This is a genomic window from Polynucleobacter sp. MWH-Aus1W21 (assembly GCF_018687275.1).
Taxonomy (GTDB): domain Bacteria; phylum Pseudomonadota; class Gammaproteobacteria; order Burkholderiales; family Burkholderiaceae; genus Polynucleobacter.
Window position 1 is genome coordinate 912147 of the sequence record NZ_CP061287.1, and the last position, 13851, is coordinate 925997.

Annotated in this window: 11 protein-coding genes; 4 read left to right on the plus strand and 7 right to left on the minus strand. The window is 45.4% G+C overall.

All coding sequences use genetic code 11. The features are described from left to right. Positions 1-5 precede the first annotated feature (5 nt). The 4 genes from ICW03_RS04770 to ICW03_RS04785 are packed head-to-tail and all read right to left on the minus strand — an operon-like array spanning position 6 to position 6127. Positions 6-1202 carry an acetyl-CoA C-acyltransferase gene (locus ICW03_RS04770; protein ID WP_215349629.1) on the minus strand — a complete coding sequence of 399 codons (1197 nt, stop codon included), beginning with the start codon at positions 1200-1202 and terminating at the stop codon, positions 6-8. Positions 1203-1219: 17 nt separating this feature from the next. Further along, complete coding sequence (locus ICW03_RS04775; RefSeq protein ID WP_215349632.1) at positions 1220-3661, minus strand: 3-hydroxyacyl-CoA dehydrogenase/enoyl-CoA hydratase family protein; 2442 nt, start codon at positions 3659-3661, stop codon at positions 1220-1222. A gap of 10 nt (positions 3662-3671) precedes the next feature. After that, positions 3672-5459, minus strand: coding sequence for an acyl-CoA dehydrogenase C-terminal domain-containing protein (locus tag ICW03_RS04780; protein ID WP_215349635.1), 1788 nt, complete (start codon positions 5457-5459; stop codon positions 3672-3674). Between the two features lie 29 nt (positions 5460-5488). Next, positions 5489-6127 carry a TetR/AcrR family transcriptional regulator gene (locus ICW03_RS04785; RefSeq protein WP_215349636.1) on the minus strand — a complete coding sequence of 213 codons (639 nt, stop codon included), beginning with the start codon at positions 6125-6127 and terminating at the stop codon, positions 5489-5491. Between the two features lie 243 nt (positions 6128-6370). Here ICW03_RS04785 and ICW03_RS04790 point away from each other — a divergent pair, with 243 nt between their 5' ends. The 4 genes from ICW03_RS04790 to ICW03_RS04805 all read left to right on the plus strand — a co-directional run bounded on the left by ICW03_RS04790 (position 6371) and on the right by ICW03_RS04805 (position 10710). Further along, the gene (locus ICW03_RS04790) at positions 6371-7111 is read left to right on the plus strand and encodes an outer membrane protein (RefSeq protein WP_215349639.1); all 741 of its coding nucleotides are present in this window, start codon (positions 6371-6373) and stop codon (positions 7109-7111) included. A 143-nt stretch (positions 7112-7254) separates the two neighbouring features. Then, positions 7255-8931 carry a long-chain-fatty-acid--CoA ligase gene (locus ICW03_RS04795; RefSeq protein WP_215349642.1) on the plus strand — a complete coding sequence of 559 codons (1677 nt, stop codon included), beginning with the start codon at positions 7255-7257 and terminating at the stop codon, positions 8929-8931. Next, complete coding sequence (locus ICW03_RS04800; protein WP_215349645.1) at positions 8928-9902, plus strand: nitronate monooxygenase family protein; 975 nt, start codon at positions 8928-8930, stop codon at positions 9900-9902. The genes ICW03_RS04795 and ICW03_RS04800 overlap by 4 nt, the downstream gene beginning before the upstream one ends. Before the next feature lie 70 nt (positions 9903-9972). Beyond that, positions 9973-10710, plus strand: a complete 738-nt coding sequence (locus ICW03_RS04805; protein ID WP_215350186.1) for a 1-acyl-sn-glycerol-3-phosphate acyltransferase — start codon at positions 9973-9975, stop codon at positions 10708-10710. A 4-nt stretch (positions 10711-10714) separates the two neighbouring features. Here ICW03_RS04805 and ICW03_RS04810 read toward each other — a convergent pair whose 3' ends face one another. The 3 genes from ICW03_RS04810 to ICW03_RS04820 all read right to left on the minus strand — a co-directional run bounded on the left by ICW03_RS04810 (position 10715) and on the right by ICW03_RS04820 (position 13831). Further along, positions 10715-11140 carry a DUF4442 domain-containing protein gene (locus tag ICW03_RS04810; RefSeq protein ID WP_215349648.1) on the minus strand — a complete coding sequence of 142 codons (426 nt, stop codon included), beginning with the start codon at positions 11138-11140 and terminating at the stop codon, positions 10715-10717. Positions 11141-11183: 43 nt separating this feature from the next. Continuing rightward, positions 11184-12926, minus strand: a complete 1743-nt coding sequence (locus ICW03_RS04815; RefSeq protein WP_215349650.1) for an IlvD/Edd family dehydratase — start codon at positions 12924-12926, stop codon at positions 11184-11186. A 65-nt stretch (positions 12927-12991) separates the two neighbouring features. Continuing rightward, positions 12992-13831: a transporter gene (locus ICW03_RS04820; RefSeq protein ID WP_215349655.1), complete on the minus strand. Its 840-nt coding sequence runs from the start codon at positions 13829-13831 to the stop codon at positions 12992-12994. Positions 13832-13851: the final 20 nt, after the last annotated feature.

Here is a 13851-nt window from a genome sequence, read left to right on the forward strand (position 1 = left end):
TGTCATCAGCAACGCTCAAATATTCCAGCAGCGCCCATACCAGTACCTACGCACATTGTGACCATGGCATGCTTTAGGTTGCGTCGCTGCAAGGCATGGATTGCGGTTGCAGCACGAATTGCGCCAGTTGCGCCTAAAGGATGGCCAAGGGCAATAGCGCTTCCTAGCGGATTGACTTTGCTTTGATCTAAACCAAGATCGCGAATGACTGCTAAAGACTGAGCTGCAAAAGCCTCATTCAATTCGATCCAGTCCATATCTTGTAGATTTAAACCTGCAAGCTTTAATGCGGCAGGAATTGCCTCTTTAGGGCCAATACCCATAATTTCTGGCGCAACACCTTTCACAGCAAAACTCACAAAACGTGCAAGAGGTGTGAGGCCAAAAGTTTTGATGGCTTTCTCGCTCGCCAGAATCAGCGCTCCTACGCCATCAGAGGTTTGAGAACTATTTCCTGCTGTAACGCTACCCCTTGCGGCAAATGGTGACTTGAGTTTTGCTAAGCCTTCGAGAGAAGTATCAACACGAGGGCCCTCATCCTTGGAAAACTCACGCCACTGAACATCAACATTACCTTGCTCTAGATTCATTGAGCGTTGAGCGACTTTGACTGGGAAGATTTCAGAATTAAATTCACCAGCAGCTTGAGCGGCCATCGCTTTTTGATGCGATTGAAATGCAAATGCGTCTTGATCTTCTCGGCTGATTTTCCATTGCTGCGCCACTTTTTCAGCAGTTAAACCCATGCCATACGCTATGCCAATATTCTCATCACCCATAAAGATCTCGGGCGACATTGACGGTGTGTTGCCGCCCATAGGGACCATGCTCATAGACTCCACGCCGCCAGCAATCATGACATCTGCCTCACCAACTCGAATGCGATCTGCAGCCATGGCAATAGCATTTAGCCCTGAAGAGCAGAAGCGATTGACGGTAATGCCGCCAACGGTATTGGGTAGCCCGCCTAGGAGTAGTCCAATACGAGCCACATTTAATCCCTGTTGGGCTTCTGGCATTGCGCACCCAATAATGGCATCTTCAATAGCTTTGGGGTCCAAGGTAGGGACCTGCGTCAAGATGTGTTGCAGAGCATTGCCAAGCAAATCATCTGGTCGAGTATTTTTTAATGCTCCTCGTCCTGATCTACCAACAGCGCTGCGAGTAGCAGCAACGATATATGCGTCTTGGATATTTTTCATAGTGATATCTCAGTAAATTAGTTACGAACCGGCTTGCCGTTTTGCAAAATGCCCATAATGCGTTCCATGGTCTTTGGGTGACCGATCAGCTCTACAAACGCTTGACGTTCTAGTTTGAGTAACCAGTCCTCAGTAACTAATGTGCCGGCATCAACATCGCCACCTGTAATGATGTCAATAATCTTCTTGGCAATAAATGCATCATGCTCTGATATAAAGCCGCCATCACGCATATTGATTACTTGACCCATTACTGTTGAAGCTACTGAACGTCCACCTACGGGGATCAGTGATGGAATAGGGGGTCTGTAGCCGGCATAGCGCATGGCTTTGACTTGATTTTGCGCAAGCGACAACAACTCATACACATTGGGAACAATGATGTCGCCTTTTTGAAGATAGGCCATCTTCATAGCATCTTGAGCGGATGATGAAACTTTAGCCATCGCTGCATTTTCAAAAGAAGCTTTTGTGAAATCTAAATAATTCGTATTGCCAGCAAGTGCAACACCTTGAGCCGCGCGAATAGCTGCTTCTTTAAGGCCACCGCCAGCAGGTAATAAGCCAACACCGACTTCAACTAAGCCAATGTAACTTTCAATTGCGGCAACCCTTCGTGCAGATTGCATCACTAACTCACAACCGCCACCCAGTGCGATGCCTGATACCGCGCTTATGACTGGCACCTGCGCGTACTTCACTCGCATCATCGTATCTTGGAATAGCTTTACAAATGGCTCAACTCCAGCAGGGCCGCCTTTCATAACCATTGGTAGTGCTGCCTCTAAATTGGCACCAGCAGAGAATGGACCGCCAGGGGTACCAAGCTTTAGTGAGCTGGGTTGCCATATCACCAGACCTTCGTAGCTAGCTTCTGCAATTTCAACTGCCTTCTGAATGCCATTGAGTACATCAGGGCTAATGGTATTCATCTTTGATCTAAATGAAGCGATCAATACATCAGGTTGAGCTTGATCTACCCAGGCTCGCAGATCGGGGTTTTCATAGATGGTGGTGCCAGCAGTTTTGGGGTCAGGGGATCCATCACCTAACAGTGGCGCTCTAAATACTTGCTTTTGATATACAGGTAAGCTTGAGCGGGGTACGTATGTATTCTCAGAAGCGGACCAAGATCCTTGTGGCGTATGAAAGGCCTGTTTCTCTGCCACGGGACCGCTAAATAGCCATGTGGGTAAAGGCTCTTTACTGAGTGTTTTGCCTGCCTCTATATCTTCTTTGATCCAGTTAGCAACTTGCGTTACTCCAGCTGCCTGCCAGTCTTCAAAAGGCCCTTTGTCCCATCCATAACCCCAGCGCATCGCAAAATCAATTTCACGGGCAGATTGAGCAATGTCACCCAAGTGAATCGCGCAGTAGTGAAAGATATCGCGATAAATAGCCCACAGAAATTGGGCTTGAGGTTCATCGGTATCGCGAAGTAACTCAAGGCGCTCTGCAATCGGCTTTTTCAGAATACGTTCAATCAGGGGCTCAATGGTTGCCGTAGAGGGTTTGTATTCACCAGAAGCGGCATCAAGAACGAGAACATTCTTACCATCCTTGCGATAAAAACCTGCTTTTGTTTTTTGACCCAGTGCTCCTTTAGCAATAAGTTGGGTTACCACCTCGGGAATTTTAAATAGTGTGGAAAAGGGGTCTCCTTGTAAGGAGCTTTCCATAGTTTTGATAACGTGAGCCATGGTGTCTAGGCCAACAACATCGCTGGTTCTGAAGGTGGCTGATTTGGCGCGACCGAGTTTGCTACCAGTGATTGCATCCACCGCATCAAAACCAAGGCCAAACTTTTGCGCTTCAGCAAACACTGCCAAGATTGAGAAAACTCCCACACGATTGCCAATAAAGTTTGGGGTATCTTTTGCCCTAACAACACCTTTACCCATGGTAGAGGTCATAAATGTCTCTAGTGCATCTAATGCTACTGCATCAGTATCGGCGGCAGGAATGAGTTCCAGTAAATGCATGTAGCGTGGTGGGTTGAAGAAGTGCACGCCACAGAAGCGTCTTTTCAAGTCGCCAGAGAATCCTTTGGCAAGCTCGCCAATCGGCAGGCCGGAGGTATTGGTAGCAAATAAGGCATGAGCTGGAATATGGGGGGCAACTTTTTCATAAAGAGCATGCTTCCAATCCAATCGTTCTGCAATCGCTTCAATAATGAGATCACAGTCAGCTAACAACCCCAAGTCATCTTCATAGTTAGCTGCCTGAATTAAATTTGCATCGCTTGCAAGACCTAATGGAGCTGGCTTAAGTTTCTTGAGGTTTTCAATAGCCTTGAGGGCAATCGCATTTTTATGAACTGGCTTACCTTCTTCAGATTTGCCTGGCAGATCAAATAAGACAACCGGTAATCCAACATTAATACATTGCGCAGCAATTTGTGCGCCCATGACACCGGCACCAAGGATTGCTACTTTTTTAATAATCTTGTTTTCACTCATGGTTCATCTTTCAGAAAAAATCAGCTGGCATTGCCATCAATGATTTGGAGCCGGCGCGTGCTTGACGAATCAGCATCGCAGTCTCAGGCAGGAGTTTGTCAAAGTAAAAGCGGGCAGTGGCCAATTTCGCTTGATAAAAAGGATCGTTGCTAGATTTATTGGCGAGTGCAATTTTGGCCATGCGTGCAAATAAATAGGAGTAAATCAGATGACCCACTACACGTAGGTAGGGAACGGCAGCAGCTCCTACTTCTTCGTGATTCATCATGGCCTTCATGCCAATCTCTTTGGTGAGTTTTTCAACTTTAACGGCGATATCAGAAAGAGGGTCAATAAATTCTTGCATCTCCTTGCGGACGCCTTCATCCTCAATGAACTTTTCGATAATTTTTCCAAATTTGGTAAGTTTTTTACCCATATCACCAAGTACTTTTCGACCCAAAAGATCCAGTGATTGAATCGTATTGGTGCCTTCATAGATCATATTGATGCGAGCGTCACGCACATACTGCTCCATGCCCCATTCAGCAATGTAACCGTGACCACCAAATACCTGCATGCCTTCATTGGTGGCTTCAAAAGCGTTATCAGTCAAGAATGCTTTAATAATTGGAGTGAGTAAAGCAACCATCTCACCCGTTTCTTTGCGAACTTTTTCATCTGGATGATTGAGTTCGGTATCGATCATGAGGGCTACCCAGTAGGAGAATGCTCTCCCGGCTTCTGCGTAGGCTCGTTGGGTCAATAACATTCTGCGTACATCGGGATGAACAATAATCGGATCTGCTACCTTTTCAGGTGCTTTCGCTCCAGTGAGGCTGCGCATCTGTAAACGCTCTTTTGCATAGACAACCGAGTTTTGATAAGCAACCTCAGTTAATCCTAGGCTTTGCATACCAACTCCAAGGCGTGCTGCATTCATCATGACAAACATGGCATTTAAACCTTTATGAGGCTCGCCAACCAATGTTCCAATTGCGCCATCAAAGTTCATAACGCAAGTGGCATTGCCATGGATACCCATCTTGTGCTCAAGAGACCCACATGAAACAGCGTTAGGTTTTCCAATCGACCCATCTGCACCAATCTGAAACTTCGGCACAGCGAATAAGGAGATGCCTTTGCTGCCGATAGGTGAGTCAGGCAATCGCGCAAGAACAAGATGAACGATATTTTCAGCAAGATCATGATCTCCGCTAGAGATAAAGATCTTGGTTCCAGTAATGGCGTAAGTGCCGTCAGTCTGCGGTTCAGCTTTGGTCTTAAGTAAACCCAGGTCTGTGCCGCAATGAGGCTCAGTTAAGCACATCGTTCCAGTCCACTGACCAGAAACTAATTTCTCAAGATAGGTTTTCTTCTGCTCATCAGTTCCATGAGCGTGTAGGCATTCATATGCACCATGAGATAAGCCTGGATACATCGTCCAAGATTGATTTGCTGAGTTCAGGGTTTCATAAAGAACGGTATTGAGTAATTGCGGCAATCCTTGCCCGCCATACTCGGGATCGCAGGATAGGGCTGGCCAGCCACCAGCAACATATTGCTCATAAGCTTGCTTAAAACCAGTGGGTGTTGTTACCGATCCATCAGCATGGCGTGTACAGCCTTCCTTATCGCCAATCTGATTTAAAGGGAAGGCAATTTCGCTAGCGAACTTACCAGCTTCCTCGATGATTTGATTCATTGTGTCTTTATCAACATCTTGATAAGCGGGCAGAGTAGAAAACTCTTTACCAGCATCTAGTAGTTCATGAATCACAAATTGAATATCGCGTAGAGGTGGGTTGTATTGAGGCATATCAGTTCCAGATTTGATAAAAATGAAAGTTATTTGGTGGTTGCTTGGTGATTGAGAAAAATATTCTTAATGAGCTTATTTGCTAGTACCAAGCTCTTTGGGTTTTGCAGAAATCTTGAATCGTGATGCGCTCCTAACACAATGCTGTAGAGATGAAAGAGCATTTCTTGTGGAACAACGGTTTTCTTGAGGTGGCCAGCTGCAATGGATTCTTTGATGGAGCGAAGAAGGGCGGAGCGCCAATCTTCAACGCTACGAACCAATTCATCACGAACGATTCCAGGGCGATCATCAAATTCAGCGGCGCCAGCAATAAAGAAGCAGCTAGATGTATTTTCGCCAACGCTTATCTTTAGCCAGGCATCAATCATTTGACGTAAACGAGGCAATCCTTTAGGTTTGGTGAGTGCAGGTGCAAAAACGCTATCGGCAAAATATTGGTAGTACTTGCGTATTACTTCAATCTGAAGCTCTTCGCGGGAGCCGAAGTGGGCAAAAACACCACTCTTGCTCATGCTAACGGAGTCAGCCAGATGACCAATAGTGATTCCTTCCAAGCCTGATTTGCTCGCAATCTCAAGGGCGGCTTGCAAAATCATTGACTTTGTAATTAAACCTTTTTTGGACTCAGTAGATAAAGTCGTTGAGGTAGACCTTGTATCAAGCATGGGTATCAATATATAACTTCATTGTTGTAAAAATAATACGATCGTTCGTTTATATTACAGCAATATCCTACAACCCGAAACCCTCGTCAAATAAGCCCTACATAATGCTCACACTCAGTAGGGCTACTTGCATATTGCAATGCAATATAAATAAAGGGAAAACCCGAGATACAAAACAAGTTAAAACTAATTAATATTCATGGGGTTGTATCAATTAATTAAAAAACGAACACAGGAAGACATATGAAAACAGTAAAGATTAGCGCCTTAGTTTTAGCTATGGCCGGTGCTTTTGCAACAAGTGCTAACGCTCAGTCAGCAAAAGTAAACCCATGGGAAGGTGCTTATGGTCAAGTTGAAGTGGGATATGCCACTGTAACCCCTACTATTAATAATGGCACCGCAAATGTGCCAGGCCTCCCGTTAACGGCAAACACAACTGCATCAAATGTTAACAACTTGAATACTGGTGTAGCTGTTCTTGCTCTTGGCTATAACTTTGCAGTCGATAAGTCATGGTTAGTTGGCCTTGGTGCCTCATATGCTCCAGGAGCAAGTTCATCAGCTACAGGTCAACTTAATGTCAATGCTCCAGTAAATCCTGCTCTTGGGCCATTGAGTGGTAGAACTTTGTCTAGCACGGTAGCCAACTACCAAATGAAGAATAGTTATTCCATTACCGTAAATCCCGGCTATGCCTTTGATAAGGATAAGATGGCCTATATGATGTTGGGGTATGCTGGTACAACCGTTGGTTTATCTAGCCCAGTTATTGCTTACAACACAGTTAACCTAACTGGTTACACCGTTGGTCTTGGTTATAAGCAAATGGTTACCAACTCACTCTATATGCTCGGCGAAGTTAAGTATGCCTCCTTCGGTCAAGCAACTGCGTCTACAACCTCAACCAATGGCGTTGCTATCTCTCAACCAGTTAGCGCAAATGCTGCTGAAATTCTCATCGGTGTAGGCTACCGTTTCTAATCGTTGCAAATTGTTAAGTTAAAGCCCTCTACTCTCAGAGGGCTTTTTCTTTTAGATTTTGTATACCGCTGTGTTTAGAATTGGTAATACAGATATAAAGATCTGACTATAAATAAAAATATATCGAGACTGGAAATAGCTTTATGGTTAACCCCTCTAAACCTTGGTTAAAAAACTATCCTGAGGGTGTGCCTCATGATGTGGATATTTCAGAATATGATTCTTTACTGGACATGTTTGAGGAATCCTTTGAGCGTTTTCCAAACCGCCAAGCATGTGAGTATCTAGGTAAGTTTTTGACTTATCGCGAGCTTGATCAGCACTCCAGACATTTTGCCGCCTACTTACAAAGTTTGGGCTTAGAGGCAGGGTCTCGAGTGGCAATCATGCTGCCTAATGTGATGCAGTTTCAGATTGCCATGTTGGGTGTATTGCGTGCGGGTTTTGTTGTGGTCAATGTCAATCCACTATATACAGCACGTGAGCTCGAGTATCAACTTAAAGATAGCGGTGCTTCAGCTCTCATCGTTCTTGAAAACTTTGCACACGTCTATCAGCAAATTGCTGCAAATGTACCTTTAAAGAAAACTATTGTCACATCAATGGGTGAGATGATTGGCATTAAAGGTGCAATCGTTAACTTTGTTGTGCGAAAAGTTAAAAAGCTTGTACCCGCATGGAAATTGCCTGGCCACATTTTGTTTGTCGAGGCTTTAAATGAGGGTAGTCGCCACCAGTGGAATAGACCCAATGCAACTCTAAATGACATTGCTTTCTTGCAATACACGGGCGGTACTACAGGTTTGTCTAAAGGCGCTATTCTGCTTCATAAAAATATTCTGTCCAACGTTATTCAGACGGACTTATGGTTAGAGCCAGGATTGAAACGTAAACAGGTAGACCAGCTAGTCTTTTTGTGCGCATTACCGCTTTATCACATCTTTGCTTTAACAGCATGTGCGCTTATGGGTATGCGCAAGGGCGGCCTCTTAATCTTGGTACCTAATCCACGTGACTTTGATGGCTTTATTAAGTTATTAAAGAACCATCCTGAGATCAATATCTTCCCAGGTGTTAATACTTTATTTAATGCCTTGATGCATAAACCAGAATTTGCATCTGTAAAGTTCCCTAATATTTTGGCCACCATCGGCGGTGGTATGGCCATGCAAAAGGTGGTTGCTGATCAGTGGCAAAAAATGACTGGCGCTCCCATTGCTGAAGGCTATGGCCTGTCTGAGACTTCTCCGGTAGCCTGTGTCAATTCTCCCTTAATTGAGAGTTTTACTGGTTACATTGGATTACCAGTATCCGGTACTGAAGTCGTTATATTGGGCGATGATGGCATAGAGGTGCCATTTGGAACTCCAGGTGAGATCTGTATTCGGGGTCCACAGGTGATGGCTGGTTATTGGAATAAGCCCGAAGAAACCAAGAATGTGATGACGGCAGACGGATTCTTTAAGTCGGGCGATATCGGCATCATGAATGCAGATGGTCTAACAAAGATTGTGGATCGCAAAAAGGATATGGTGCTAGTTTCTGGTTTTAATGTGTATCCAAATGAAGTGGAAGAAGTGTTATCTCTTATTCCTGGTGTATTAGAATGCGCGGTCATTGGTGTGCCCGATGAAGATTCTGGTGAGGCTGTAAAAGCGTTTGTTGTTAAGCAGGACCCTGACTTAACGGAAGGGGCTATCTTGGCATACTGTAAAGAAAACCTTACCAACTATAAGCGTCCTAAGCATATCGTCTTCCGGAATGATTTACCAAAGACCAATGTAGGCAAGATATTAAGGCGTGAGCTCAGGGACCTATGAGCCACATCCCCAAAATATTGCAAGGACTTCGATTGCCGATCATCTCGGCGCCGATGTTTACTGTGAGTTATCCAGAATTAGTTCTTGCCCAATGCAAGGCTGGAATTGTGGGTTCGTTCCCAGCCTTAAATGCCAGGCCTCAAGAGATGTTGGATGATTGGTTAAGTCAAATTCAAAGCGAGTTGTCTGATTTTCAGGGAAAAAATCCCAATGCAAAGGTTGGACCTCTGGCGGTTAATCAAATTGTTCATGTATCCAATGCGCGCCTTGAGCAAGATATGCATTCTTGTGTAAAGCACCGTATACCGATTTACATTACCAGCTTACGGGCTCCTGTAAAAGAAATTATTGATGCTGTGCACAGCTACGGCGGCATTGTCTTGCATGATGTGATCAATATTCGTCATGCAGAAAAGGCTTTAGAAGCAGGTGTCGATGGCTTAATCTTGGTAGCTGCAGGTGCTGGCGGTCACGCAGGCAGTCTGTCGCCATTTGCACTGGTTGGAGAGGTTAGAAAGTTATTTAAGGGGCCGCTCGTACTTTCTGGGTCAATCTCAACTGGTGATGCGGTATTGGCTTCACAAGCGATGGGCGCCGACTTTGCTTATATGGGGACACGCTTTATTGCCAGCCAAGAGGCACATGCTAGTGAGCAATACAAGCAAGCCATTGTGAATGCTCAAGCAGTAGACATTGTGTATACCGACCATTTCACGGGTATACATGGCAACTATATTAAGCAGAGCATCGTTAATGCCGGTCTTGATCCAGCCAATTTGCCAGAAGGTGATCCGCAGGCGTTTGCCAAGCTCTCGCAAGCGGGCAAGGATAGCTCTAGCGCTAAAGCTTGGAAGGATATTTGGGGTGCGGGCCAGGGCGTAGGCCTCATAGATAGCGTACCCACTGTAGCGCAGATCATTGATCAGCTAGAGCAAGAGTATCAGGCGGCGAAGAAACGCATATTCGCCTAGGTTTTTGCCTAATATAATGGGGCGTTAATCCTTTCTACTCATTGTCTTGCACAAGTACCCGCTAATCGTGATTCTTTGGCTACGCTCACTACTGTTTTATCTATTTGGCTTTACTTCAGTCACCATTTATGCGACTGCGATTATTTTGGTTATTCCGTTTACTAGTACTCGCACGCGCTACAACATGGGTGTTAGTTGGTGCCGTCTAATACAAAAAGTTTTGTATTTACTATGTGGCATTGAGTCTCAAGTTAAGGGATTGGAAAATATTCCAAAAGATTCTAATAAGCCATTAATTGTTCTGGGCAAGCACCAATCAGCCTGGGAAACTTTTGTTTACCCATCCATTTTTCCAAAAGAGCTTTGTTTTGTCTTTAAAAGAGAGCTTTTGTATGTGCCCTTTTTTGGGTGGGCTTTAGCTTCTTTACACATGATTCACATTAATCGAGGAGATCGAGAAAATGCCAGAGAAGCAGTATCCGCCCAAGGCAAGGTAGTTTTAAAAGAGGGCAGATGGATTGCCATTTTTCCAGAGGGTACGCGGACACCACGCGGATCTTTTAAGCCTTACCGTAAAGGTGGCGTGCGTCTCGCTATCAGTACTCAAACAGATATTCTTCCGGTCGCTCAGAACTCAGGTGCTATTTGGCCCAGAAAGACATTTCTCAAGCATCCTGGACTGATCACATTGTCCATCGGACCAGTGATTTCTGTTCAAGGAAAATCTGAGGAGCAACTGCAGATGGAGGTTGAGGCTTGGATTGAGGGTGAAATGCACCGACTAGATCCACCTGCATACACACAGTAACTTCTTAGTCTCTCTTGATCTTTTTGCGTATATAGAGCGTCTTCGTGATACGTGCCACGACATCTTCATCTCGATCTTTTATATCCACTACAAAATCCTTCAATACCTTGTTGCCGGACTCTGCGGCAACAATAATTTCATTTATTTGCGTCTGAGTGAGCTCAAAGGTTGCATCCACAGCTCCCTTACCGGGTTTTAAAAACTCAATTTTGGCGGCTTGATCCCAAACAATGTAGCCTTTGCCAATATTTTGAGACACCATCATCATGAAGAAGGGATCAGTCATCGCAAAGAGGCTGCCGCCAAAATGAACACCCACGATATTGCGATTCAAGAGTCCATGTTTTAAACGAACCTTGGCATAGCGAAAATCATTAGCAATATTTTCTACGGTAATGCCGGCACCTAGAAAAGGAGGCCATATATTCATGCCCCTACGTAGGAGATTCGCATTCATCACTAAGTATGATTTTCTATTTTGATGTTGGGGTTTTGCCAACCATTTTGGCTGCTCTCAAGAAATCAAAGTCTACGCCTTGATCTGCTTGGGTAACGGTATCCAAAAACAGTTTCTTATATCCACGCTCTGCAGTTGGAGGGGTAATAGGGTTATCTTTCATACGCTGAGCTAATTCTTCATCGGATATTAATAGGCTAATCTCACGATTTTTTACGCTTAATCGAATTTTATCGCCATTGCGCACTTGAGCCAGTGGTCCGCCAATGGCGGATTCAGGTGTAACGTGCAACACAATCGTTCCAAAGGCGGTGCCGCTCATGCGTCCATCGGAGATACGTACGATATCTTTGACGCCTGCCCGAGCTAATTTCATCGGAATAGGAATATAGCCTGCCTCGGGCATGCCAGGGGCGCCTTTAGGCCCGATGTTTTTAAGTACCAATATGTCATCAGCGGTAACGTCCAATTCAGGGCTATCAATGCGGTTGGCTAAATCAGCGGCATCTTCAAAGACTACGGCGCGACCTTCATGCTCCATAAGTTTTTCATTGGCTGCTGACTGTTTGATAATGGCGCCACCAGGAGCAAGATTGCCGTGCAATACTGCAATGCTCCCACGAGGATAAATTGGCTTATCAAATGCACGAACCACATCTTGTTTAAAGCTCGGCGGTGCAGCATCAATTTCTTCGCCAAGAGTTTTGCCGGATACCGTCATGGCATTCAGTTTTAACAACGGCTTGAGTTCGCGGAGTAAGGTTGTCATCCCTCCTGCATCATGGAAATTTTCCATGTAATGATCACCAGATGGCTTAAGGTCAACCAGAACCGGAGTCTCATTTCCCATTCTATCGAGGGCGTCTAAGTCAATCTCTAATCCCATACGCCCTGCGATGGCGGCAAGGTGAACAATACCATTCGTTGAACCACCGATAGCTAGCAAAACACGCATGGCATTTTCAAATGCATCTGCAGTAAGTACTTTGTCGATGGTTAGGCCTTCCTTGGCCATTTTTACTGCACAAGTACCTGTTTCTTCGGCGACACGGATGCGATCAGCGGTTACTGCTGGGGGTGTAGCGCCACCTGGTACGGTCATGCCAAGTGCTTCAGAGATGCAAGCCATAGTACTAGCGGTACCCATGACAGAACAAGTGCCAACGCTAGCAACTAGCTGATCATTCACTTCATCTTTTTCTGCTTCATCAATTTCACCGGCGCGGAACTTACCCCAATAACGGCGGCAATCAGTACAGGCTCCTACGCGCTCACTACGATGTGAGCCGGTTAACATGGATCCGGTAATTAATTGTATGGCCGGCAGTCCGGCAGAAGCGGCCCCCATCATTTGTGCAGGGACGGTTTTATCGCAACCACCAATCATGACGACTGCATCCATCGGCTGTGCACGCAACATTTCTTCGGTATCCATTGACATCAAATTGCGCAAATACATGCTGGTAGGCGCTGCAAAACTTTCATGAATGGAGATAGTTGGAAATTCCATTGGCAAGCCGCCGGCTAACATGACGCCACGTTTTACCGCTTCAAGCAGTTGCGGCATATTGCCGTGACAGGGGTTGTATGCGCTACCAGTATTAATGATGCCAATGACTGGGCGATCTAAGGCGCTATTGGTGTAGCCGGCACCTTTTATAAAAGCTTTGCGCAAAAATAAAGAGAATCCTTTATCGCCGTAGCTAGTTAAGCCTTTGCGTAAACCGCTCTCTGCTGGATCTTTTGGTTTATTACTCATGAATGTCTCACATCTCTTTTAAGTGTTCTTTTAGTTTCATTGTAGCGATTCAAGCCTTTACCTAACTATAGTCCGCCGCCCCAGCGATATTGCCAAGAGACGCCTAGAGCGTCATAGCTATTGTTGGTTTTGGAATAGACGCCTTTGCTGCCCGTTAGCCGAATTGAATTCTGTTTATTGATTGGGTAAGACAGGGTGCTACCAAAGCGCCAATTTTCCTGAGATCCGTTGATTGGCGATCCATTCACATAGGATTGCCCCCCTATGTAGTAAGTTGCATCTGCGGAAATCCAGGCCGTATTCTTAAAGTAGTAAATCACATGGGATTCAGTTGAGTACATAGGATTTTGAGATAGTGTTTTGCCACCCAAGAAGTTATTGTTGCTGGTGTAGATCGTTGCCATTCCAGCAAGCTCTAGACGCCAAGGACCAATGGCTTGGGACGCGCCAATACCTGGCTGGATAAGGGAGCGATTGGCGCCTACATTTAGCATCTGGTCACTGTTGTACTTGCCCCAAGGGATGGATGCGGCAAGACTGGTCCCAATAATGAGATCTTGTTGATAGCCCTTAAACTCATCTAAGGAAAGAGCTGGTGCGCCGTATAAATTGGCGGAGACTTTAATAACAGGGTCGGACAATCCCTCGGCGGAAGCATTTATGTTCTGGGATCCTACGCTTCCTGAGCCTGTCAGTTGCGCATATGGCAGTAATAGACTAATCCTGCCTGACTGCCCAAAAACATCGACAATGCGTGTGAGATTTACCGCTTCGGTTGTGAGTCTATAGGAGCCGCCCCTTGCTTGAGCAATACCGCCGGTCACAAAGTTAATTCCAATCGGCGCATTTGAATACTGGCGCGCTTCAATTTCTTGGGCATTAGCGTTCTGGTAAAGGAATGCCAATAGGCACAGCCAAAAAATTC